This window comes from Rhizobium sp. AAP43 (genome assembly GCF_001296045.1).
Lineage (GTDB): Bacteria > Pseudomonadota > Alphaproteobacteria > Rhizobiales > Rhizobiaceae > Allorhizobium.
On record NZ_LJHS01000022.1, the window covers coordinates 138,291 to 161,591 of the forward strand.

Here is a 23,301-nt window from a genome sequence, read left to right on the forward strand (position 1 = left end):
ATGCAGAACCTGCTCAAGAACCGGGAAATGTTGCTGGGCCTGATCATCGTCGGGATGATCCTCGCCTTCACCACCCGCGCGCCCAATTTCGCCTCGCCGGGCAATCTCGCCACGATCTTCAACGACACCTCGATCCTGATCATTCTAGCGCTTGGCCAGATGGTGGTGATCCTGACCAAGTCGATCGACCTCTCTGTCGCCGCCAACCTTGCCTTCACCGGCATGGCTGTCGCCATGCTCGACAGCGCCTATCCCGGCCTTCCGCTGGCGCTCCTGGTGCTGATCGCGATCGGCATTGGCGCCACCCTCGGAGCCATCAACGGCTTCCTCGTCTGGGCGCTCAGGATCCCGCCGATCGTGGTAACCCTTGGTACGCTCACCATCTATCGCGGCATGAGCTTTGTGCTGTCCGGTGGCGCCTGGGTCAATGCACACCAGATGCAGCCCGATTTCCTCGGCGTGCCGCGCCTGCCCATTCTGGGACTTCCGCTCCTGTCCTGGGTCGCAGTTGGCGTCGTGCTTCTGGTCGGCTTCATCCTTGCGCGCACATCCTTCGGGCGCTCGACCTATGCTGCCGGCGGCAATCCTGTGGCCGCGATCTATGCCGGCATTGATGTCGGTCGCGCACGTTTCCTCTCCTTTGTCCTCTCCGGAGCGCTTGCCGGCCTCTCAGGCTATCTCTGGGTCTCGCGCTACGCCGTCGCCTATGTCGACATCGCTGCCGGCTTCGAACTCGACAGCGTGGCCGCCTGCGTCATCGGCGGCATCTCGATCGCCGGCGGCATCGGTACAGTCATCGGTACCGTGCTCGGCGCGCTCTTCCTTGGCGTGATCAAGAACGCTTTGCCGGTCATCGGTATTTCTCCCTTCGCCCAGATGGCGATCTCCGGCATCGTCATCGTGCTCGCCGTGGTCTTCAATGCGCGCGCAGAACGCAAGAAGGGACGCATCATCCTGCGGGATCGCTCCGCATCGAAAGAGGTGACGGCATGAGCTCTGCAAACCAGGCACAGCGCGAAAAGCGCATCATTCCTGATCGGCTGGAAACACCCTTCCGCCGATTGCTCGGCAGCTGGGAAGTCCTGCTCTTCGGCGTGGCCGTTCTGATCTTCATCGCCAATTCCTTTGCGTCACCTTATTTCCTTGACGCCTGGAACCTCTCGGACGCCACCTTCAACTTCACAGAAAAGGCGCTCATCGCCTTTGCCATGGCCTTGCTGATCATTGCCGGCGAAATCGACCTCTCGGTCGCCGCGATCATTGCACTCGCCTCCACCGCCATGGGCTATGCAGCACAATTGGGTGTCGGTGCGCCGGGACTGGTTGCGATCGGCATTGCAACGGGCCTCGCCTGCGGCGCGTTCAACGGGATTCTCGTCGCCGGTCTGAAACTGCCATCGATCGTCGTCACCATCGGCACGATGAGCCTTTTCCGCGGCATCTCCTACATCGTCCTTGGAGACCAGGCCTTCGGCAAATACCCTGCTGACTTCGCCTATTTCGGCCAGGGTTACGTCTTCTGGGTCTTCTCCTTCGAATTCGTCCTTTTCCTGGTCATGGCGGCCGTCTTCGCCATCCTCCTGCATCGTACGAATTTCGGTCGGCATGTGTTCGTCATCGGTACCAATCCGCTGGCGGCACGCTTCTCGGGCATTCCGGTCGAACGGGTAAAGTTCATTCTCTTCCTGCTGACCGGCCTGATGTCTGGCATCGCCGCTGTTTGCCTGACCTCGCGGCTCGGATCGACCCGTCCGTCGATTGCGCAAGGCTTTGAACTCGAAGTGGTGACCATGGTCGTCCTCGGCGGCGTTTCCATCCTTGGAGGTTCCGGCACGATTGCCGGCGTGGTCATCGCCGCATTCGTCATGGGCCTTGTCACCTTTGGCCTTGGTCTCCTGAACGTGCCGGGGATCGTCATGTCGATCTTTATCGGCCTGCTCCTGATCATCACCATCGCCCTTCCGATCGTCGCCCGCAGACTCCGCCATGCGAGGAGCGCAGCATGACCGATCTCGAGCGTCACGTTTTCAAAATGACCCTGAACCCTGGCATGGAGGCCGAGTATCGCAAGCGCCATGACGAGATCTGGCCGGAACTGGTCGAGCTGCTGCATGCCGCCGGCGTCAGCGACTACACGATCCATCTCGACCGGGAAACCAACAGCCTGATCGGCGTCCTGACCCGTAGGAAAGACCACGATATGGCAGCACTACCGGATCATCCGGTGATGAAGCGCTGGTGGACCCATATGGCTGATGTGATGCAGACCAATCCTGACAACTCCCCGGTCGCCATCGACCTGGTCAAGCTTTTCCATATGCCATGACAACCCCGGCTTACGAACGCGTCGCGGTCATTGATATCGGCAAAACCAATGCAAAGGTGGTCGTGGTCGATGCCCGCACCGGCGCCGAGATCGCGTTGCGCAAGACGGCAAACACTGTTGTCAAGGCAGCGCCCTATCCGCATTACGATACTGATCACCTCTGGTCCTTCATGCTTGACACCTTGCGCGATTTCGCGCGCGAGCCCGGCTATGATGCGCTGTCCATCACCACCCATGGCGCAAGTGCAGCCCTACTGGACGCAAGCGGCAATCTGGCCATGCCGGTGCTTGATTACGAGCACCTGTATCCGGACGAAGTGAACCGCGCCTATGACGCAATCCGGCCCGACTTCGACAAGACTTTCTCTCCGCGCCTCACCGGGGGTCTTAACCTCGGCGCCCAGCTGCATTATCAAAGCACGGTCTTCCCGCCGGATTTTGCCCGCGTCACCGCAATCCTGACCTATCCGCAATACTGGGCCTACCGCCTGACGGGCATTGCCGCAAACGAACGAACCTCGCTCGGCTGCCACACGGATCTCTGGCTGCCCTTCGAAGAGACGTACTCACCCCTCGTCGACACTCTCGGCATCAGGCAAAAGCTCGCGCCCCTGCGATCCGCCTTCGATACTCTGGGCAATATCAAACCGGTTGTGGCAATCGAGCTCGGGCTCGACAAACCGATTCCCGTCTATTGCGGCATTCACGATTCGAACGCGTCTCTCCTGCCGCATCTCGTCGGCTTCGGTGCGCCCTGTACGGTCGTGTCGACCGGAACCTGGGTGGTCTGCTTTGCAGTCGATGGCAAACCAGAGAACCTAGACAAGGAACGGGACACCCTCGTTAATGTCGATGCCTATGGCACTGCCGTTCCCTCTGGCCGTTACATGGGAGGTCGGGAATGGGAAATCGCGACCGAAGACACGTCAAAAGGGGACCGCGCGGCCGAATTTGCAGCAGCAGGCGACGTCATCGACCGGGAAGTAATGCTCCTTCCGAGCCTGGTCTCCGGCACCGGTCCATTTCCACATGCCAAGGCCCGATGGACTGCCGAGCCAGCAAGTGCCGAGGAGCGCCGCGCAGCTGCCAGCCTGTACCAGGCAATGATGACTGTCACCTGTCTGGAGATCATCGGCTCACGCGGGCCGATCGTGGTCGAAGGTCCGTTTGCCGCAAACGAAGTCTTTCTCGCAGCGCTGCACACGCTGACGGAAAGGCCCGTCCATGCATCTCTCGCCGATACCGGAACGGCGCTTGGAGCAGCCTTGCTGGCCGGCATCCGTTTGGACACCTCGCTGAGACAGGTCGAGAGCACATTGCCCGGTCTTCAGCATTATGCGCGTCTCTGGGCAGGCGCCATCACGTCTTGACGAGAACCTTCTGAAAAGTCAGTTCGCGACCTGCGACGGCACCAACTTTGACAGCACGCGTGATTGGCGTGCAGACTGCTTCGTCATCGTACTTGGCAGGTTGCCGCGAAGTCGATAGACTTGCCAGACAACTTGTCAGTGTCGAGGGGAAACCATGGCGGTCGGGGGCCAAGCAGAAGTCCAGCAGGGGCAGTCACTGGCCTCCATGATCAGTTCCGCCTTGCGTCAGGATCTCGTGTCGGGCGTCTTTCGCCCGGGCGACCGACTGCCGAGCGAAAGCACGCTGACGCGCGAATATTCGGTCAGTCGCACAGTCGTGCGCGAGGCCATAGCCATCCTGCGGGCGGACGGCCTCGTTGAAGCGAAGAAGGGCGCGGGCGTGTTTGCCCTGGACGCCCGCCGCGAACCGGAGCGACCGTTCAACGACCTTGCAACACAACGGATCTCATCGGTCATCGAGTTACTTGAATTGCGGACGGTATTCGAAGTCGAATCTGCGGCTCTTGCAGCTCTTCGGCGATCCGCCGCACAGATCGAGGAGATTCTGGAAGCACATAGAACAGTTGGCCAGTGTCTGCAGGACGGCGCACCAACGCGGGATGCCGACTTCAATCTCCATCTGGCGATCGCGGAAGCGACGCAAAACCGCCGCTTCCCCGAGTTCTTGCAGTTGATCCGGACCGGCATCATTCCGCGCGGGGACCTGCAGGGAGAGGCACCGGGATCGCGTCCCAAGGATTACAATCTTCACCTTCAGGAAGAACACGGCCTGATCGTTGATGCCATTATTGAAGGGGATGCGGACGCGGCACGCATCCACATGAAGGCGCATCTGCGTGGCAGCCTTGAACGATACAAGGCGCTTCTGCGATACCAGCGATCGGAACCGGCTCAGCAAACTTGAGCAAGGCCCATCTTGTCAGATAGATTTTCAAGCTTGTATGATGACGGAGTTATTCATACAGGAGAATCCGATGTCGCTACCCAGATTTGCCGCCGCCAATCCCGATCCCGGCGTCACCCGCCGCGTTCTGGCAGACAGCCCCGAGCTGATGGTCGTATCATTCCAGTTCGAAACCGGCGCCGTGGGCAAACTCCACAGCCATCCGCACGTCCAGTCGACTTTTGTTGCCAGTGGACGCTTCCAGTTTTCCCGCGACGGGGTGATCTATGACCTCAACCCAGGAGACAGTCTCGTCATTCCAGGCGGCGTAGAACATGGATGCCGATGCCTTGAGGCCGGCGAATTGATCGACAACTTCACCCCACGCCGCGCCGACTTCCCCGTGACCCCTGAAGACACGTCACTGACCACGGGATAATCCGAAAACCGGAGGAAGGAACCTGTGCGGGGGCAGGCGCCTTGCCAAGGAAGGGTTGACACCCAAACATACCTGTGACAGGTTTCCTATAGTTGTCAGACAGGATGGGAGCCTGTCACCGCATTCGCGGCGATCGATGTTCGGAGGATCCATGTCAATTAGACGCCTGCATCTAGCCGGGGCCGCCGGCCAGCTGGGCAGTATCGCTGTCACGCTTCTCGGCCTCTTGATGCTGACCTTTTTCATCGGCCGGCTGATGCCGGCTGATCCGGTCCGCGCCATCGTTGGCGAAGATGCGCCCCCCGAAACCTATGAGCAGGTCTACCGCTCTCTCGGACTGGATCGCCCGGTCTACGAGCAGTTCGTCTACTTTCTCGGCGACGTCTTCACCGGTGATTTCGGCACATCCATCCGCACGGGCCAGCCGGTGATCGAGGATATCCTGCATGTCATGCCGGCCACGATCGAACTTGCCACTTTCGCCATCATCATCGGCGCAACCCTTGGCGTGACGATGGGCGTGATCGCAGCCGTCAACAAGGATCGCTGGCCAGATCATCTCGTCCGGGTGTTCAGCCTCTTCGGCCATTCCATGCCGATCTTCTGGACGGGCATGATCGCACTGATCGTTTTCTATGCCTATCTCGGCCTCGTAGGCGGCAGTGGCCGGATGGACCAGTTCTACATCGGATTGGTCGAGGAACGCACCGGCTTCCTGCTGATCGACAGCCTGTTGGCCGGCGAGATGGAGGTCTTCTGGTCGGCCGTCAACCATCTGATCCTGCCCGCAGCTTTGCTCGGCTATTCTTCCTCGGCCTACATTACCCGCATGACCCGCAGCTTCATGCTCGATCAGCTGGGTCAGGAATATGTGACCACGGCGCGGGTCAAAGGCCTGTCGCAGAACCAGACGATCTGGCGGCATGCCTTTGGAAACATCCGGGTGCAGCTGGTGACGATCATCGCGCTCGCCTATGGCTCTTTGCTGGAAGGTGCAGTGCTGATCGAGACCGTTTTCGCCTGGCCGGGATTTGGCCAATACCTGACCAGCAACCTGATCATCGGCGATATGAACGCGGTGATGACCTGCGTGCTGATCGTCGGCGTCATCTTCATCGGGCTCAACCTCCTGTCCGATGTCCTTTACCGCATCTTTGATCCCAGGACACGCTGATGAATGCCACAATGCAAACACGCCGCCTGCCGGCTGGGCTGATCGCGCTGAAGAACATCGTCACCTTCCTGCTGCGCAGCCCCACCTCGGCCTTCGGCCTCGCCGTCCTGTCGGTGCTGGTGCTGACCGCAATCTTCGCGCCGCTTATTGCGACGCATGATCCGTATGTCCAGGCGCTTGGAAACGTCCTGAAGGCGCCCGGCGGGGAGCACCTGTTCGGTACGGATGAACTCGGCCGCGATATCTTCAGCCGGCTGGTCTATGGCGCGCGCATCACGCTCACCATCATCTTCCTCGTGTCGATCGTGGTCGGTCCGATTGGTCTTATCATCGGCACCTCAGCAGGCTATCTCGGCGGCCGGTTCGATACGGTGATGATGCGCATCACCGATATCTTCCTCTCTTTCCCGAGCCTAATTCTCTCCCTTGCCTTTGTCGCAGCACTGGGTCCGAGCCTCAACAATGCGATTATTGCGATTGCACTCACCTCCTGGCCACCGATTGCGCGGCTCGCCCGCGCCGAAGCCATGACGTTTCGCAATGCCGACTACATCGCGGCGGCCCGCCTGCAGGGCGCTTCCACCACCCGCATCATCATCAAGTCGATCATGCCGATGTGCCTGCCATCCGTGCTGATCCGCCTGACGCTGAACATGGCAACCGTGATCCTAACGGCCGCAGGTCTCGGCTTTCTGGGTCTCGGCGCGCAGCCGCCCATGCCGGAATGGGGCGCGATGATCGCAACCGGTCGGCGCTACATGCTGGACAGTTGGTGGCTGGTGACCTTCCCCGGCATTTCCATCCTGTCCGTCAGCCTTGCCTTCAACCTTCTGGGCGATGGGCTACGCGATGCGCTCGATCCCAAGCAGATGAACCGGAGGTAAGCGATGGAAAAGACCATACTCGACGTCCAGAACCTACGCATCCGCTATGGCGGCTCCCCTGTCGAGGCCGTGCGGGGCGTGTCCTTTACCCTCGGTTGCGAGCGCCTGGGCATTGTGGGCGAATCCGGATCCGGCAAGTCGACTGTGGGCCGGGCACTATTGCGGCTCTTGCCGGGCGCAAGCATCACGGCCGACACACTACGCTTCGAAGAACTGGATCTTCTGTCGCTCTCCGAAAAGGAGATGCTGAAAGTGCGTGGCCGACGCATGTCGATGATCCTGCAGGATCCGAAATTCTCACTCAACCCCATTCGCCGCGTCGGCGATCAGGTCGCGGAAACCTATCTGCGCCACTTCAAGTGCAGCCGGAGCGAGGCGCATGCCAAGGCCATTGCTATGCTGGAAGCCGTGAAGATCCGCGACGCAGAACGGGTGTTCAAGCAGTATCCGCATGAAATCTCCGGCGGCATGGGCCAGCGCGTGATGATTGCCATGATGCTGCTCGCCGATCCCGATCTTGTCATTGCCGACGAGCCGACCTCGGCCCTCGATGTCACCGTCCGGCTGCAGGTCCTCAACATTCTCGACGGCCTTGTTCGTGACCGCGGCATCGGCCTGATCATGATCAGCCATGACCTCAATCTGGTGCGCAATTTCTGCGACCGGGTGCTGATCATGTATGCCGGCAAAGTGGTCGAAACCCTGAAGGCATCCGAACTGGATCAGGCCGTGCACCCGTATACACGCGGTCTTTTGGCCGCCCAGCCGCGCATCGGCGGCAGCCGCCAGCCGCTTGCCGTGCTGGATCGCAAGCCCGAATGGCTGGAGGAGAAGACCTGATGTCCGTTTCAGTCGAGGTTCGTGACCTCTCCATCGTCTTCGGAAGCGGCCCTGCCGCCGTCAAGGTCCTGCCGGGCGTTTCGTTCAGTGTGAAACCGGGAGAGTGCTTCGGGCTCGTCGGCGAGTCCGGCTCTGGAAAGTCGACCGTCCTGCGCTGCATGTCGCTGCTGACGGATTTCTGGAAGGGAGACGTCGGGATCAACGGCCGCTCGGTGCGCGACATTCCGCTGATCGAGCGGTGCCGGACCCTGCAGATGGTGTTCCAGGACCCCTATGGCTCGCTGCATCCGCGTCAGTCTGTGCGCACCGTACTGAATGAGCCGCTGGTCATCCACAAGCTGGACGATCGCGAGGAGCGGATGCGCTGCGCGATCACCGATGTCGGCCTGCCGGTATCCTTCCTAGACCGCTTTCCGCATCAGCTGTCCGGCGGCCAGCGGCAGCGGGTAGCAATTGCGCGTGCGCTGATCCTGGAACCCGCACTGCTCCTGCTGGACGAGCCGACATCGGCACTCGATGTCTCGGTACAGGCGGAAATCCTCAATCTGCTTCAGCGCCTGCGCGACGAACGCGGTTTCACCTATATCATGGTGACCCATGATCTCGCAGTGGTCGACCATATGTGCGATCGCTTTGCCGTGATGCTGCGTGGCGAAGTGACAGAGATCCTGCCGCATGAGGCGATTGCCACCAATGGCGCAACCCATGCCTATGCGCGTGAACTGATCGGCGCTTCGCTGGAGTATGAAGGCGTGCGCTGATCCCCATCTTGCCTTTCTGAAATAGCGTCCAGAACCCGGCCGAAAAGCCGGGTTTTTTGTTCGTCTGGGAGATGAGGCAGGCGTGTGGAGCGGAAACAAAAAGAGGCGCGTGTTGCCACGCGCCTCAAGGTCCCTTGGGAGGAAATCAACCTGCCCCTGAACGCTGGGGAGAATGCAGCGCTCACGGACCTCGCATGCATCAACGGTTTTTGGTGATGCCTTCGAAACGCGACAGCCAGGGGCTGACGATCATGCCTTCGACATCGCTGCGGAAGGCAGCCGTATCCACGACTTCCGAGAAGGGCTGGATCGGCATGACGATTTCGTCCATATGCGCCTGCAGCTCTTCATAGAGCTTGGCCTGCTTGGCCGGATCGCGCTCCACCAGAGCCGTCTCGATCATCTTGTTCAGTTTTTCATCCTGGAAGCTCGTGCGCCAGCTCTGGTAGTTGGTCAGCTTGGCCTCATCCGAATTGTCAGGATTATAGGCCATGGAGCGCAAATTGTTGTCCGGATGCGGCTGCTGTCCGCCGCCACCGCGACCGACGAGAAGCTCGAACTTGCGTTCGCGCATCGCGCCATAGATCTGGTCACCCGAACCGGAGATCAGCTCGGCCTTGATGCCGGCCTGCCCAAGCGTGTTCTGGATAGCCGTCGCGGCCTTCAAGAAGGGATCTTCGGAAAGCACGCGCAGGGTTGTTTCGAAGCCGTTCGGGAAACCGGCTTCCGCCAGAAGCGCCTTCGCCTTTTCGATATCCAGCGTATAGCCCTGATCCGGCAGGGAGCCCATGACGCCGGTGCTCAGCGAACGCTGGTGCAGCTTGCCGTAGTACGGCATGACAGCCTCATCAAGACCCTTGTAATCGATGAGGTAGCGAAGCGCCTCTCGGACCTTTTTATTGGAGAAGCGCTCGTCCTTCATCGATACCGCAAGATAGTAGAAGCCCGAGCCGGGGACGGATTCGATTGAGATCGCCTTGTCGCTCGCCAGCGCCTGGAGGTCCGGCGCCTGCATCGAATAGGCAACGTCGATGTCACCCTTTTCGATCATCAGTCGCTGCGACTGTGATTCCGGCAAATGGCGCATCAGCACGCGGCGCATCGCCGGCGCTTCGCCCCAGTATGCGTCATTGCGGGTAAGAATGATGTATTCGTTGGATTTCCACTGCGTCAGTGTGAACGGGCCCGATCCGGCCGAGTTCGTGGTCAGCCAGGCAGCCCCCTGGTCGCCGTCCTTCTCATTCTCGAGCGCTGTCTTGCTGTCGATGATCGAGCCCGGACCGTTCTGGGCCAGGATCATCAGCAGCAGGTTCGGGTCGTCGGCACGAGGCAGGGTAAGAACGAAGGTATGTTCGTCTTCGGCGACGAAATGCTTGTCTGCCGCTTCCAGCGTAAATCCGCGCGTCTTCAGGAATGACGATTGGGCAAGATTGCGCGTCAGCAGCCGCTTGAAGCTCCAGACAACATCCTGTGCGGTCACCGGATTGCCGGATGCGAATGTCATGTCCTTGCGCAAGTGGAAGCGGATCGACATACGATCCTCGGAGATCTCCCACTTTTCAGCCAGTCGTGGCTGGAGGCTGCGATCCTGAGGGGAGAGCATGACCAGCGTGTCATAGACATTGTTCAGCACCTGAACCGTCTCGCGACCTGTAATGGCAGCCGGGTCGAGCGTCAGGATGTTGCTCATGGTTGTCGCAACCACCAGCTGATCTTCAGGTGTTTCGGCAAGGCTCACCAGTGGTGAGACACCCGACAGAAGCGCAGCAATCGCTACGGACAGAAAAAACTTCTTCATGCTTCCTCCCTTTCGGCCCCACTTCATATGGTGGCCTGTGACATAGAGAACAGGTTGCTACTCCTCCACGAGCAGGACCGGTTCAGGTGAGTATCGTGCGAACAGGCGCGGCAAGCGCCTGTCCAATGGCAAGGGTTGCCTCTGCGCTCAGATGAACCCCATCGATGGGCGAGGCGGTGGCGACCGTACCCGCGTCGAAGAATTCCACGCCGAGTTCCGCGGCAAGCTGGCGAAATAGAGGCGAAAGACGTTCGGACTCGGAAATCCGGCGGCCGGCCGCCGGCGTCCCCTGCGGGCCAGCCACACAAGGCGGCGGCGCAACGATCATCAGGCGCGGAACAGCCGATCTCGGCTTATAGGGGAAGGTTTCGACGATCTGCGCCAGTCGGCGCATGCCGGAAACGGCCGGTTCGGCCTGTCCGCCATGACTGGGCTTCAGATCATTGGTACCCAGCATAATGATGACGAGATCGATCGGCATGTGACTGCCAAGGGCAACCAGAAGCGCCTTGGCGCCGTTGCGGCAGGCAGGCCCGGTATGATCGTCGTAGCAGGTCGTTCGCCCGCCAAGCCCGTCGCCGATTACCCTCGCTACGCCACCCAGCTGCGTTTCCAGCACCTCAGGCCAGCGAAACTCCGGCGGATGCCGCAAACCCGTCGCGGGATCGGCGCCCCAGGTCAGACTGTCGCCAAATGCGAGGACCGTCTTCATCTGCCCTCACCCGACCCTGTTGTTCTCGATGAAATCGAAATCGATGTCTTCGCCAAGGCCCGGACGGTCCGGCACATGTACGTAGCCATCCGCATCCATCGGATCGGACAGTGATTTCAGATAGTCATGGCCATCGTCATATTCGAGGAAAGGATGCAGCAGACCACGCTCGTACCAGCGGCAGTTCTTCGAGGCGGCCACCACATGCAGGTTCATCGCCGTGTTGCCATGGACTTCGCAATCCATACCGAAGCACTCAGCCATGCGCATGGTTTTCAGCGCCGGCGTGATGCCGCCCACATCGTTCACCCCAGTCCGCAGTATATCGCAGGCCCCGGCCTTCACCCACTCGGCGCGATGCCAGTGCTTGCCGGCTGCACTTTCCGGGCCCACGACCGGAATGTCGAGATTGTCCGCCAGCCACTTGTAGGAGGACATGGACTGTTCATCCATCGGCTCTTCGATCCAGTCGAAACCAAGTTTCTCCAGGCCGCGCCCCAGTTCCAGCGCATCCGTGCGCGAATACCAATGGAAGGCATCGATCATAAGCCGAATATCCGGGCCGACAGCCTCTCGCACGGCGGCACAGGCCTTGAGGTCCATCTTCACATCCGGGGCCCAGCTGACCGGCGGCATCCAGGTATGCAGCTTGATGCCCTTATAGCCGCGCTTGACGAGCGTTTCGGCAAACCGGCCATAATCTTCAGGCGTCGCCAGACCGCCCTCGAGCTCATCGCCGCACATCACCGAGCCATAAGCCAGCACCTTGTCGCGATAGGCACCGATCAACTTGTGAACAGGTGTCGCAAGCGTCCGCCCGGCCAGATCCCACAAGGCGCAATCGACAACGGCCAGCGTACGATCGGTGAGCTGCGCCGCAGACCCACGCTGCCAGTGCGCCAGATCCTGCCACAAGCGCTCCCGATCCCGGTGATCCTGGCCAATCAGCACCTTCTTGACGAATTTCTCGATGACATGCGGTCGAACAATCTCTGATGCCGTAAACGAGTGGCCTTCATGGCCATCTTCAGTGCGAATTGTGAGGATCGCCTGCTCAACCTGATGCGGCGGGCCCGGATGGGCGTGGCCAGCACTATCGGAATGGCGGCGCGTGGTCGTGCGGAATCGTCGCACGGAAACTTCTGTAATGATCATCGGTATTCCTGTTCACCAACCTACGGCGTGGATTGCCAACATGTCAGATAGGTTGTCGCAGAAATCGAATATTATGTCAAATCTGTATTACAAGTCAGCGAGATGCAGGATGGGGGGCTTCAATTTAAGCGAAAAGGAAAATGCGGAAGGCGCATGCTTCGGCGATAACTATCTGAAATTGAACAGCTTATTCCACGGTCTTCGCAGAACACTCATCGGCAGAATGACCAACCATGTTGCACACAGGAACGCCCACAGGCGTCAGCCGACCACCTGCTTGCTCACAGCTTTGCCTCATCGAAGCACCCCACGTCAGATGCACTCGAACTGCGGCAGCGAAGGTGACCGACAAGTTTGAAAAGCTGTATCACGCGTTCACTTGCGAACGCTTCGTCCACCTCAGCGAATGCCGCCCTCTGTGGTGCCGCAAAGGGCCATAGGCGAACTGGCGAACGCTAGAGCGAGTCCAGCTCAGGCGTGGCCCCATCCCCGTCCGCCTCGCCAATATCATCTTGGTCGGGATCGTCGGAGGCCTCGGTGCCCGCCTCTGCCAGATCGCGGTTGAACAACCCCGCATCCTCAAGCGCCTCGATATCCGGGAGATCACGCAGCGTTTCCATGCCAAAGGCGGAGAGGAAATGCCGGGTGGTCACGAGCGTATAAGGAGCGCCCGGCGTCGGGCTGCGCGGGCCGGATGCGATGAAGCCGGTGCTGCGCAAGGCAGCGATCGTATCGCGGCTGATCTCTTTGCCGAAGATCTTGCCAAGTTCACCCCGTGTCACAGGCTGGAAATAGCCGATCGCCATCACCACCATGGCCTCGAAGTCAGAAAGCGCGGCCGCACCATTGCGCGTCGTCGCCGATGAGGCACGTATGGCATCGCCGAAACGTGGCCGGGTCCGATGCTGCCAGCCTCCGGCCACCGGAACCAGTTCATACGGCCGGTCGCGCAACTCCTCCTGGAGGTCGTCGATCAGAAGGTCGATACTGCAGGAGCGCCCGACAACCTGCGCCAGCACCTCCCGGCCAACCGGTTCGGCGGAAGCGAAGATCACAGCCTCGACCCGCAACATCCACTCCCGCCAGCGCAAATCGGCCGGCAAGCCATCCAGCTCTCGATCGAAAACTTGTCCATCAGCCCGGTTGCCGGTCTCTGTGCGGGATCGCCTCGCCGTCTCCGATCCTGCCACGATTAGACCCCATAGATCCGAAAAGAAGGCCTGCCGGACAATTCCCGCACGGCCCCGAAACCTTCCAGCCGTTCGAACAGCCGGGTCGCGGCCCAACGCGACAGGCCGGTCCCGGGTGCCGAGGCTGCCACCGCATCCTCTGCCAAAAGTTTGGCAATCACGGCCGCCGCGCCTTTGGTGCGAACCTTGGGTGCAGCGGTCAGAAGCGCATCCGCCCGCCGCCCAATCTCGGCCGCCGAGCGCAACGCCACATTCACCGCATCGACCAGAGCAAGGCAAACGGCACGCTGAAATCCAGGCTCGCCCGGGCTGACACGCCCCCGCCCGCCGGCCACCCGAAACGCAACCCCTTGGCATTCCCCCATAAGGAGGGGCACCGCAACCGGCCACTTCAGACGCGCGGCAATCATCGCATCCGCAAGCGCCCAGCCCAGCGGCACAGCATCCGGCCGGATAGCATGGAGGGATGAGATCAGATCGGCCAGGGCAAACGGAACGGCGCAGCCTGATTGCTGCGCCCTCTCCGCCATGTCCAGGATCGGTGAAAAATCGTCGCCTGCACTGAGACCAAAGGGCCCAGCCAAGTCTTCAAGCATTTTCAGGGATAGGCCTGCTTTGCGGCTGCCAAGCCGCCTGAATGCAACAAGAACCTGTCCCGCCGGACCAGGGTCACCGCCAGCGACAGTCAAGGCCAAGGCGTCGCGCAAGGCAGCTTCATCCTCGCCACGCCCCATCCAGCGCATCGTAGCGGCCGCGCATCTGAGCGCCTGCCGTGAGCGCCAGCACCCCGCCCAAACGGGTTCGGATCGGACAAGATCATCAAGCGCTTTTAGCGCGACGCCGGCTGCAAAAGCTGCATCCAGTTCGCTGAGCCCTCGCCCACGCGGCGCCGCCCAGTCCGGCAGCTGGCTGCGCTGGCCGGCCTTTTGATCAGAGAGCAGTCTGAGCGAATCCATCCGGCAAGCCTAGCAGCCACGTGCAGTTTGAGCCATGGGAAGCGCATTAAACGCACAGCTTCCTGCGCTCAACGAGCAAGCCGAGCCAGAGGCCAATTGCGCCGCTCCCAGGCAGAGAATTTTTTGTCACAAAGTTAACGCGGAAACCCCGCTCAACTTTGGCCGATAACGGCATAACAGGTTATGCAAATTCTTCGATTTGTTCGTTGCCCGAACAGTTTCCCGGCGCTTTAACTCGGCACGAACATTAACAGTCGAGTTACCATGTCAAATCAAAGCCCCGCTCCGCTGAGCCTCCGCGCCACGATGGAAAACCAGAACAACGAAGCAGCCATCACCGGTCGCCTCGCGCCGGAACAGGTGCTGGAATTGGCACAGGAGCAGACGGCAAACACCGCGCCGATCACGCGGAGCATGGAGGCTGGCCCCGCAAAAGCAGCGATAGAACTCGCCCCCGACGCAAACAACGCCATCATCCTGCCGCCTGACATCGACCTCGACAACGCGGATTTCCGCACGCAAGGCGCTGATCTCATCGTGGTCCTGTCAGATGGCTCCGAACTGGTAATTACCGGTGGTGCAGCCAACATTCCGACCTTCATGATCGGAGACATCGAACTCCCGCAGGCAACCCTGTTTGCGGCCCTGGAAGCGAGCGACATCAACGTCGCAGCAGGGCCGGAGGGCTATTCGGCCTCAACCCGTGCACCAGATACCAGCGCTGACTTCGATGACAGCCCTATCAATGGCAATGCCGAAGACTTCATCATGGTGTCTCTGCTCGAAGGCACGGCCTTTGCCGACCAGACACCGGAGAACCTGCCCTCTTTCGGCAGTGACGGCCGCCCGTCTATCATCCCGATGAATGACCCAATCCCGTTCGATGAATCGGTGATCGCGGACCGCGATGAAGGGAACCAGAGCTTTTCAGGCATTCTGGGCTTCAATCCGGGGTCTGATTTCGGCGCAATCAGCGCAATCGGCTTCTCGGGCGTGGCCAATCTCGATGAAACCGGTCTTGGTGGCGACACTGTGTCGGCCCTGACATCAGGTGGCCTTCCGGTTACCATCGAAACCTATCCGGCGCCCGATGATGCGTCAGTTCTGAACTACGTTGCGCTGCGTGCCGTCGACAGCGAGGGCCACACCGTTTTCACCGTGACGATCGATAATCGCCTGACAGGCGAATTCACTTTCGAACTCGCTGGAAAGCTCGATCATCCGGATGCTGGTTACGACGGCGAGCAAATCAAACTGGAAGACATACTGAGTCTCGGCTTCACCTACACCGTGACTGACCAGGACGGCGACACGGCGACGGGAACCTTTCGCATTGACGTGAGAGATGACGGCCCGACCATCAAACCACTCCCGTCGACAAGCCTCGATGAGGAAGACCTCACCTCCGTCATCGGCAATCCGGGCGATAGCTACGACACCGGAGACCTCAGTGGTCATCCTGGAACAAACAATGGCGACGGCAGAAGCGTTTCGGCTTCGCTTGGTATCGACTGGGGTGCGGATGACAATTCCGGCAAGGCCGGCGCTCTCGTCTTCATCGGCTACGACCCTTTAACGGTAATCGACGAGACGAGCGGAGAGCCGGTCGAGCAGCTCGAATACAGGCAGGTCTACGTCAATTCCGAAGTGCGGCTCACGTCTGCCGAACAGCAAGTCTTCTATTTCGTCACCGAGATCGATGGCCAGCCCGCGCTGATCGGCTTCACCGGAGACGATCCAGCCTCTGAGCAGAACTGGGTCTTCACAGTTACGCTCGACAATGGCCGGTCGACGGGCAGCTATCACTTCACGCTGCTGAAGCCGATCGATCACAAAGGGTATGACGTCGAGGACGATCTTCGTTTCGACTTCGATTTCCGCGCGACAGATTCCGATGGTGACAGCACGGACGGGCGCTTCTCGGTCGTCATAAACGACGATGCGCCGACGGCCAGCATCGAAGCTGGTCCATCACAATCTCTGGAGGATGCCGCTCAGACGGCGCTCTGCACAGAAGACGGTGCCGGACGGATCGTCAGCGGCGAGGCGGGAGACCTCTTCCAAGTTGGGGCCGATGGGATGGGCAGCCTGTCGATCCACAAAGGCAGCTTCTCGGTTGTCTGGCAGCCGGAGGAAGGCACCGCTCGCATCGAAACTGTAACCTGGGGCGAGGGAAAAACCGCTTCCGACGGCAGCACGACCTTCGTTGCAACGGGCGTGGAGTCCCATCAGACCGCAGCGATCCTGACGATTTACGCCGATGGATCATACAGCTTCGAAATGACCGCAGCCTATGCCCATGAGGAAGGCCGTGACAGCGGCTCGATCAACATCGGCTTCACCGTCACCGACAAGGATGGCGACACCGCCTATGGTGAAATGTGGCTGCACATCAAGGATGACGCCCCGGTCGCCACGGAAACAGTCCTGCTGCAGACGATGGCAGAAGGCAGCCAGGTATCGGGAGAGCTATCGCGCGTCGTCAGCTTCGGGGCCGATGGCGTGGGTGGCTACACCGTGGAGACCACCAATCTTTCTGCTTCCCTCACATCCCTGACGTCAAATGGCCAATCACTGTCCTACTCGGTGATCGACAACACGCTCTACGCAAAGGCCGGCGACACTGTCATCTTCACCTTTGCGGTCGATGAAACCACGGGAGCGTATAGCTTCAAACAATTTGGTGCGATCGATCACCTGCTGCCCGAGCCGGAAACAAGCGGAAACGCGGACCTGGGCCCGGCTCTTGTCAGCCCGGAGCCGGTGGAAGGTGATCTGGCAGGCATACCGACGGACACACTGACGCTGGATCTGTCCAGCGCCGTCACAATCCGCGATGGCGATGGCGACAGACTTGCCCTCAAGGAACACCTGCAGGTCACGATCACGGACTCCAAGCCTTCATTCTCCCCTGTTGTGGAAGCCTTGATCGGCGAAGACGGGCCATCATCGGTCACGGCCAAAACCGGCATCGATTTCGGCTTGGATAATGGACCGGCTCGCGAACTGTCACTCAGCACCGGGGTCTCCGCGACCGACCAGAACGGCGCAACTGTCACGCTGACATCGAATGGCCAGATCGTTCACGTCGCCCTCGTCGGTTCGATCCTGATCGGTTATATCGGCGATCAGATCCCGTCTGTGACCACGGATCCGGATAGCGTCTTCAGCGTGTCGGTCGATGCATCGAATGGCGAATATGTGTTCGAGCTTTATCGCCCGCTCGATCACAGCGCCCCGACATCTGGCAATCAGTATCTCGATCTGGCGCTGCAACTTAAGGCGATGGATGCCGACGGTGATCTTGCCAGCGGCACGGTCAAGATCCGCATTGATGCTTCCGGTGAGATCGATGGCACTTCGGTTTCCTATGCCAAGCTCGATACCGGCGTGTTCGTCAATCTCGGCGCTGCGGCGACAAGCCGTGAGGGCCAATCCATCTCAGCAGACACCGCGATGGATCACAACGGCGGAGACATTGTAGGACGGGACAAGCTTACTGGCCTGGTAAACGCAGAAGGCAGCAAGGCGGACGACATCCTGGTTGGTGGCGATGAAGCCAATCAGTTGAAGGGAGGAGATGGCAACGACCTCCTGATCGGCGGTAAGGGCGCCGATAGACTTGAAGGCGGCGATGGCGAGGACACGCTGATTGTTTCCGCCGACATTGACGATACCACAGGCTACGATCTTCGCACCTTCACGGCCGGTGACGGCAGCACGCGCCTTGTATCGATCTCTGAACGCTCAGGAGAAGGCGACGCCCTGATCGGCGGCTCCGGCATCGATACGGTCCGTTTCGAACCAGCATTTGCAGGCCAGGGCTTTGTCTTCGATCGCGCAAACGCCTCCCTGGAACTTTCCGGCGTGGAGAAGTTCGTCGGCACCGACGGCGACGACGTCATCCTCCTTCCGAAGTCCTACACCACATCGGATGCGGCGTTCATCGAGATCGATGGCGGCAAGGGCAACGACATCCTTCAGGGCTCGGATGGCCAGGCAGACGATATTGATGGCGGCGAGAACGACGACCTGATCTCGGGCCTCGGCGGTAATGACAAGCTGTTCGGCGGATCGGGAAGTGACCAGATCTGGGGCGGCACCGGCAATGACAAGATCACTGGCGGTGATGGCAACGATACGCTTCACGGCAATGCCGGCGATGACGTCATTGAAGGTGGCGCGGGCAACGATACCATCGTCTACGCCATCGGTGATGGACGCGACACGATCGGCGGCGGCAGCGAAGACGTTGCCGGACGCGACCTTCTACGGATCGATGGCAGCGCGGCCGCAGAAAATTACGTGATCTGGACCAGGGATGCCTATAACGCAGCCCACGGTGCCAGCTATGCCGGAACATCGGAAATCCTCATGACTGTCAACGGCAGCATCGTCGCCGAGGTCAGCGAAATCGAGGATATCACGATCAATGGCAATGGTGGCGCGGACACCTACTCCGTCGTCGGCGACTTCAATGAGACGTCCCTGCTGACCTCCACGGTGACCCTCTCCGGCAGCGACGCCTCGGAACACTTCGATGTCTCCGGTCTCACCTCCGCTCATCAGGTGGTGGTCAAAGCCGGCGCGGGTGACGACAGTCTGGTGATCGGCAATGCCAATGGCGAGTTTCGCTGGCAGGACGTCAAGGTGGTGAAGGATGTCGCGACCGGCGAGTTCTCCCTGTCTCTGCCGAATGGCGCGGTCATCAAGGCAACGGGGGTTGAGCACTTTCAATTCTCCAACGGGACGGTCGCTGCGGAGCAGTTGATCGAGCAAGCTCCAAGTGACGTAACCTCGACGAGCCTGTCGGTGAAGGAGAACAGCGCTGGCGGCATCGCGGTTGGCAGGGTTTCAGGCGTGGATCCCAACGGCGACATCGATCAGCTGACCTACGCCTTCGTCAAGGATGGAAGCCCCTCTCTGACCTCGGCGGATGGCCGCTTTGTCATTGATCCCACCACGGGCGTCATCTCCGTCGCGGTGGGTGCAATCATCGACTATGAAACGACACCCTCCGTCGACCTCGAAATACGGGTAACCGACAGCCAGGGTCAGTTCATCGACAAGAGCTTCGAAGTCGATGTGGAGAATGTCAACGAGGCACCGGAAACGGCGAATGTCTCGGCATCCGGTAAGGAAGACGGGCTCGTGGAGGTAACGTTCTCCAGCAAAGACACTGACGGCGATCAGACCGGCTATGTCATCAAGTCCCTACCCGCCAATGGCCAGCTTTACCTTTCTGCGAACTCCAGCGATCCGTTGAAAGTCGGTGACATCGTGACCGGCGCGACCGTTTATTTCAAGCCGACCGCTGACTATGCGGGGGTCGATACGTTTACCTATGCGGCAAGCGATTCAGGCGGCCTCGAGGACGCAACACCGGCCACGGCCACCGTCACTGTTTCGTCACAACCCGACAGCTTCACATTCACGCTCGACCCCGCCTACGGATCGGAAGACCGGCCCATAGCGCTGGATTTCAGCTCCGTCACCAAGGACGGGGATGGGTCGGAGAAACTGGTGCTGACGCTGAACACCATTCCGGTTGGCACCACAATTCTTGACGACAAAGGCAACATCTTCACCTCAAAAAGTCTTGAAGACACCGTTGACGTCAGCGACTGGGACCTCGACAGCCTGCAGGTCTTGCCACGCGCCAATCTGGACAAGCAGTTCGTCTTCTTCGTTGAACTGGGTTATCGGGATGCCTTTGACGGTTCGAGCCATCTGATCAAGTCCTACTGGCTGGTGACCGTCACTGGTGTTGCGGATACCCCGACCGCAACCGTCCTGCCAGCTGTCGGCTCCGAGGACGATAAGATCCCCCTCTCGATCGAGGGGCACCTGACAGATACTGATGGTTCGGAATCGCTGCACTACACGATCTCCAACATACCTGACGGAACCATGCTGGTGGACGGAAAAGGTCACGCCGCCTACGACGAGTCGAGCGTAGACATAACCGGCTGGGACCTTTCAACGCTCGCGCTGCGGCCGGCCTATAATTATTCGGGTTCGTTCAACCTCACCGTCACTGTGACGTCCGAGGAAAAGACGAGTGGCGACACCGCATCAACAACGATCGAATTGCCGGTCAAGGTCGAGGCGGTTGCGGACATCGCTACCTATTCGCTGATTACCGTTTCCGGCACATCTGAGGACAATGCTGCAGCGATCCGATTTGAAGGCAAACTCATGGATGCGGATGGGTCAGAGACGCTGAGCCTGCTGATCTCCGGCATCCCCGTGGGAACGACCATCAGCGACGGCAAAAACCACGAATTCACAGCGACCGAGGGCAAGACGCAAGTCGACGTGACACGCTGGGAGCACAACTCCCTCTCAGTCCTCCCCCCGGCCAATTTCAGTGGCGAGCTGAAATTGGATCTGGTCATGGTCGCGACGGAAGTCTCGAATGGCGATACCAACGCGACGACACTCCCGATCAAGGTCTATGTCAAATCGGTCAATGATGCGGCAGAAATATCTGGCGACACGTCAGGCACCGTCATCGAGGCGACATTGTCGGACGTCGGCAAACCGGCAGTCACGGGCGATCTCGATGCGGTCGACATCGATAATCAGAATGACACGTGGATTGCCGTCTCCCAGAAGACGTCGTCGGCGAAGGGGTATGGCACGTTCACGGTCGATGCCGATGGCAAGTGGCGCTATGAGCTCGATAATGGCAACACGACGGTCAACAAGCTGAACAGCAACGAGACGCTGACGGACACGTTCGAAGTCTCGACAATCGACGGAACCAAGCAGATCGTGACGGTCACCATCAACGGGACGACCGACCCGAACAGCGCTCCCACAACCGTAGCTGATATCGTTCTAACCAACCAAAAGACTGTCCACATCCCCGATTGGACACTTTTATACAACGACACGGATGCTGACGGAAACAGATTGTCAATTAGTGACGTCTCAGAGAGCAATAGCGGGCAGGCCTATCACTATAACTATCCGTATGGCGCTCAGACCTCCTTCGAAGATTACGTGGGAAGCAGTCCATCCGGTTCGTACAACATATTGGGTGGATCGTTTACGTACAGCGCTACTGACGGAATATCATCTAAAAATGAAACCGTAACAGTCATAAACGAGGGCTCTGGATATAACGATTACAGTGAAACGAGTCTTGATCAAATACTAGGATCGTCCTCTTCTGAGATCATCATTGATGGAGTAGGGACGGGCATTCTCGACGGCATGGGCGGAAATGACATCATCCTCGGAAACGGTGGCTATGACTACCTGAGCGGAGGTAGCGGCGATGACATACTCCTTGGGGGTGGGGATACCGATACCCTCAATGGCGGAAGCGGGGCCGACACATTCATGTGGGGCGCCGAGAGATTTAGCGGTACCGGCGTCAGCAATCCGTATTTCTGGAGTGAAGTATACAACAACGACTACATCGATGATTACTCATATTCCGACGGTGATCGGATTGATCTAAACTCGGCAATAAGCTCGATCGAAAGCGGAAAGACAATCAAGGATTACATAGACGTAACGCACGATGGTGAGCACGTCTATGTCTGGGTCTCGATCTATGGAGATGGAGCTGACTGGCAGCCAGCTTACATGCTTACCTATAGTGATGCTGCGACCAGCTCGATCATCATCAAGGCTGCGGGGCAAACCTTCACGTTTAAGGATGACGATGCCAACACCGTGATCCAGGGCGTCGACCCAGTTATCCTTGACCTCGATAAAAACGGCTTTGCGCTCTCGTCGATCAACAACGGCGTCACCTTTGACATCAATGCCGACGGCAGCGCGGATCAGATCGCCTGGACCAGCGAAGACGGAGTTCTCGCCTATGACGTAAATGGTAATGGGACGATTGATAACGGGTCGGAGATCTTCACGCCCGATTTCAATGGCGGGACCTTTGCTAGCGGCGTGGCGGCTCTCGCCTCGCTCGATGTGAATGGCGACGGTCGGATCGACGCTCAAGATGCCGCCTTCTCAGCCCTCAAGATCTGGGTGGACGCCAACAGCAACGGCATCAGCGACGAAGGCGAACTCTCAACCCTCGCGGATTACGGTGTGACGGAAATTTCGCTTGCCGCTGACCAGACCAACGGCGCGGAAGATGGCCAGACCATCTTCTCCGAAGGCGAATTCACCTTCACCGACGGCTCGACCGGAAGCTTCATCGAAGTCAGTTTCGACACGATTTTCGGCACGACCGAGACGGAGGGTCTAAGCGCGAGCGGTTCGGATGGCGAGGACATACAGTATGACCGAATGGGTGAGGCCATCCTTGCAGGTGCTGATACATTTGTCTTCGACGAGACGGCGTTCAGTGCGATCGATATGGCTGACGTCATCAGCGACCACAGCCTGTCCGGAGGCGATGCGCTCGACGTGAGCGCACTTCTCGATACGCTTCTTGGTGAGCAAGCAAGCGAGGCCGAGAGCGGTACGGTTGCGACATACACCAGTGACGATGCGGACACGTCACTGAGCATGGGCCTGAGCGACGACTGGACGGATGTGGTCGTTCTGCAGAGCCCCATCGAAGCGGTGAAGACCCTGTTTGACGAACAGCATTCGATTTCGGTCTCATAAGACGGCGCAAAATCAGGATCCCGTTTAAAAAAATAGGCCCCCGACGGGGCCTTGTCGTGCGAGGTGGGCGGAGCCTCCCTCCCCTCCAGTTTCGGGAACCAGAGTACTTCGTGTTCCAGCGCAGTGTGCCTTCGCTTGTTTCGTGTTTTCGACATGCCCAAACGCAAAACCGCCCCCATTGGATGGAGGCGGTTTTGCGTATTTATGTTTGGATTTGGTTG

At 59.4% G+C, this 23,301-nt stretch carries 16 protein-coding genes; 11 read left to right on the plus strand and 5 right to left on the minus strand.

The annotated features are described in order from the left end of the window. From IP76_RS14245 to IP76_RS14290, 10 genes are all read left to right on the plus strand, one after another. Positions 1-993 carry an ABC transporter permease gene (locus IP76_RS14245; RefSeq protein WP_054158919.1) on the plus strand — a complete coding sequence of 331 codons (993 nt, stop codon included), beginning with the start codon at positions 1-3 and terminating at the stop codon, positions 991-993. Further along, positions 990-2,006: an ABC transporter permease gene (locus IP76_RS14250; RefSeq protein WP_054158889.1), complete on the plus strand. Its 1,017-nt coding sequence runs from the start codon at positions 990-992 to the stop codon at positions 2,004-2,006. Before IP76_RS14245 ends, IP76_RS14250 begins: the two co-directional genes overlap by 4 nt. Further along, the gene (gene rhaM, locus IP76_RS14255) at positions 2,003-2,326 is read left to right on the plus strand and encodes an L-rhamnose mutarotase (protein ID WP_054158890.1); all 324 of its coding nucleotides are present in this window, start codon (positions 2,003-2,005) and stop codon (positions 2,324-2,326) included. The genes IP76_RS14250 and rhaM overlap by 4 nt, the downstream gene beginning before the upstream one ends. Then, positions 2,323-3,696, plus strand: coding sequence for an FGGY-family carbohydrate kinase (locus IP76_RS14260; RefSeq protein ID WP_054158891.1), 1,374 nt, complete (start codon positions 2,323-2,325; stop codon positions 3,694-3,696). Before rhaM ends, IP76_RS14260 begins: the two co-directional genes overlap by 4 nt. Positions 3,697-3,850: 154 nt before the next feature. Next, complete coding sequence (locus IP76_RS14265; protein WP_054158892.1) at positions 3,851-4,600, plus strand: FadR/GntR family transcriptional regulator; 750 nt, start codon at positions 3,851-3,853, stop codon at positions 4,598-4,600. A 70-nt stretch (positions 4,601-4,670) separates the two neighbouring features. Next, positions 4,671-5,018: a cupin domain-containing protein gene (locus IP76_RS14270; RefSeq protein WP_054158893.1), complete on the plus strand. Its 348-nt coding sequence runs from the start codon at positions 4,671-4,673 to the stop codon at positions 5,016-5,018. A gap of 151 nt (positions 5,019-5,169) precedes the next feature. Then, positions 5,170-6,192, plus strand: coding sequence for an ABC transporter permease (locus IP76_RS14275; protein WP_054158894.1), 1,023 nt, complete (start codon positions 5,170-5,172; stop codon positions 6,190-6,192). Next, complete coding sequence (locus IP76_RS14280) at positions 6,192-7,076, plus strand: ABC transporter permease (RefSeq protein WP_054158895.1); 885 nt, start codon at positions 6,192-6,194, stop codon at positions 7,074-7,076. Before IP76_RS14275 ends, IP76_RS14280 begins: the two co-directional genes overlap by 1 nt. Positions 7,077-7,079: 3 nt before the next feature. Next, positions 7,080-7,916 (plus strand): ABC transporter ATP-binding protein, encoded by an 837-nt coding sequence (locus IP76_RS14285; RefSeq protein WP_054158896.1) that lies wholly within the window; start codon positions 7,080-7,082, stop codon positions 7,914-7,916. Next, complete coding sequence (locus tag IP76_RS14290; protein WP_054158897.1) at positions 7,916-8,677, plus strand: ABC transporter ATP-binding protein; 762 nt, start codon at positions 7,916-7,918, stop codon at positions 8,675-8,677. The genes IP76_RS14285 and IP76_RS14290 overlap by 1 nt, the downstream gene beginning before the upstream one ends. A gap of 199 nt (positions 8,678-8,876) precedes the next feature. Here the strand turns inward: IP76_RS14290 and IP76_RS14295 are convergent, their stop codons facing one another. The 5 genes from IP76_RS14295 to IP76_RS14315 all read right to left on the minus strand — a co-directional run bounded on the left by IP76_RS14295 (position 8,877) and on the right by IP76_RS14315 (position 14,488). Next, the gene (locus tag IP76_RS14295; RefSeq protein WP_054158898.1) at positions 8,877-10,475 is read right to left on the minus strand and encodes an ABC transporter substrate-binding protein; all 1,599 of its coding nucleotides are present in this window, start codon (positions 10,473-10,475) and stop codon (positions 8,877-8,879) included. A gap of 82 nt (positions 10,476-10,557) precedes the next feature. Next, positions 10,558-11,187 carry an SGNH/GDSL hydrolase family protein gene (locus tag IP76_RS14300; protein ID WP_054158899.1) on the minus strand — a complete coding sequence of 210 codons (630 nt, stop codon included), beginning with the start codon at positions 11,185-11,187 and terminating at the stop codon, positions 10,558-10,560. A gap of 6 nt (positions 11,188-11,193) precedes the next feature. Continuing rightward, positions 11,194-12,342: a mandelate racemase family protein gene (locus IP76_RS14305; protein WP_054158900.1), complete on the minus strand. Its 1,149-nt coding sequence runs from the start codon at positions 12,340-12,342 to the stop codon at positions 11,194-11,196. 455 nt (positions 12,343-12,797) lie between these two features. Next, positions 12,798-13,532: an SMC-Scp complex subunit ScpB gene (locus IP76_RS14310; protein WP_054158901.1), complete on the minus strand. Its 735-nt coding sequence runs from the start codon at positions 13,530-13,532 to the stop codon at positions 12,798-12,800. Between the two features lie 2 nt (positions 13,533-13,534). Next, a complete protein-coding gene (locus tag IP76_RS14315) occupies positions 13,535-14,488 on the minus strand; it encodes a DUF1403 family protein (RefSeq protein WP_054158902.1) in 954 nt (317 codons plus the stop codon). A gap of 264 nt (positions 14,489-14,752) precedes the next feature. On the opposite strand from IP76_RS14315, the gene IP76_RS14320 reads away from it, so the two are divergent. Next, positions 14,753-23,080 (plus strand): DUF5801 repeats-in-toxin domain-containing protein, encoded by an 8,328-nt coding sequence (locus IP76_RS14320; protein ID WP_082352547.1) that lies wholly within the window; start codon positions 14,753-14,755, stop codon positions 23,078-23,080. The last annotated feature ends 221 nt before the right edge of the window (positions 23,081-23,301 follow it).

Coding starts and splice junctions, on each gene's coding strand:
- IP76_RS14245 (WP_054158919.1), top strand. CDS start 1: ATGCAGAACCTGCTCAAGAACCGGGAAATGTTGCTGGGCCTGATCATC.
- IP76_RS14250 (WP_054158889.1), top strand. CDS start 990: ATGAGCTCTGCAAACCAGGCACAGCGCGAAAAGCGCATCATTCCTGAT.
- rhaM (WP_054158890.1), top strand. CDS start 2,003: ATGACCGATCTCGAGCGTCACGTTTTCAAAATGACCCTGAACCCTGGC.
- IP76_RS14260 (WP_054158891.1), top strand. CDS start 2,323: ATGACAACCCCGGCTTACGAACGCGTCGCGGTCATTGATATCGGCAAA.
- IP76_RS14265 (WP_054158892.1), top strand. CDS start 3,851: ATGGCGGTCGGGGGCCAAGCAGAAGTCCAGCAGGGGCAGTCACTGGCC.
- IP76_RS14270 (WP_054158893.1), top strand. CDS start 4,671: ATGTCGCTACCCAGATTTGCCGCCGCCAATCCCGATCCCGGCGTCACC.
- IP76_RS14275 (WP_054158894.1), top strand. CDS start 5,170: ATGTCAATTAGACGCCTGCATCTAGCCGGGGCCGCCGGCCAGCTGGGC.
- IP76_RS14280 (WP_054158895.1), top strand. CDS start 6,192: ATGAATGCCACAATGCAAACACGCCGCCTGCCGGCTGGGCTGATCGCG.
- IP76_RS14285 (WP_054158896.1), top strand. CDS start 7,080: ATGGAAAAGACCATACTCGACGTCCAGAACCTACGCATCCGCTATGGC.
- IP76_RS14290 (WP_054158897.1), top strand. CDS start 7,916: ATGTCCGTTTCAGTCGAGGTTCGTGACCTCTCCATCGTCTTCGGAAGC.
- IP76_RS14295 (WP_054158898.1), bottom strand. CDS start 10,475: ATGAAGAAGTTTTTTCTGTCCGTAGCGATTGCTGCGCTTCTGTCGGGT.
- IP76_RS14300 (WP_054158899.1), bottom strand. CDS start 11,187: ATGAAGACGGTCCTCGCATTTGGCGACAGTCTGACCTGGGGCGCCGAT.
- IP76_RS14305 (WP_054158900.1), bottom strand. CDS start 12,342: ATGATCATTACAGAAGTTTCCGTGCGACGATTCCGCACGACCACGCGC.
- IP76_RS14315 (WP_054158902.1), bottom strand. CDS start 14,488: ATGGATTCGCTCAGACTGCTCTCTGATCAAAAGGCCGGCCAGCGCAGC.
- IP76_RS14320 (WP_082352547.1), top strand. CDS start 14,753: ATGTCAAATCAAAGCCCCGCTCCGCTGAGCCTCCGCGCCACGATGGAA.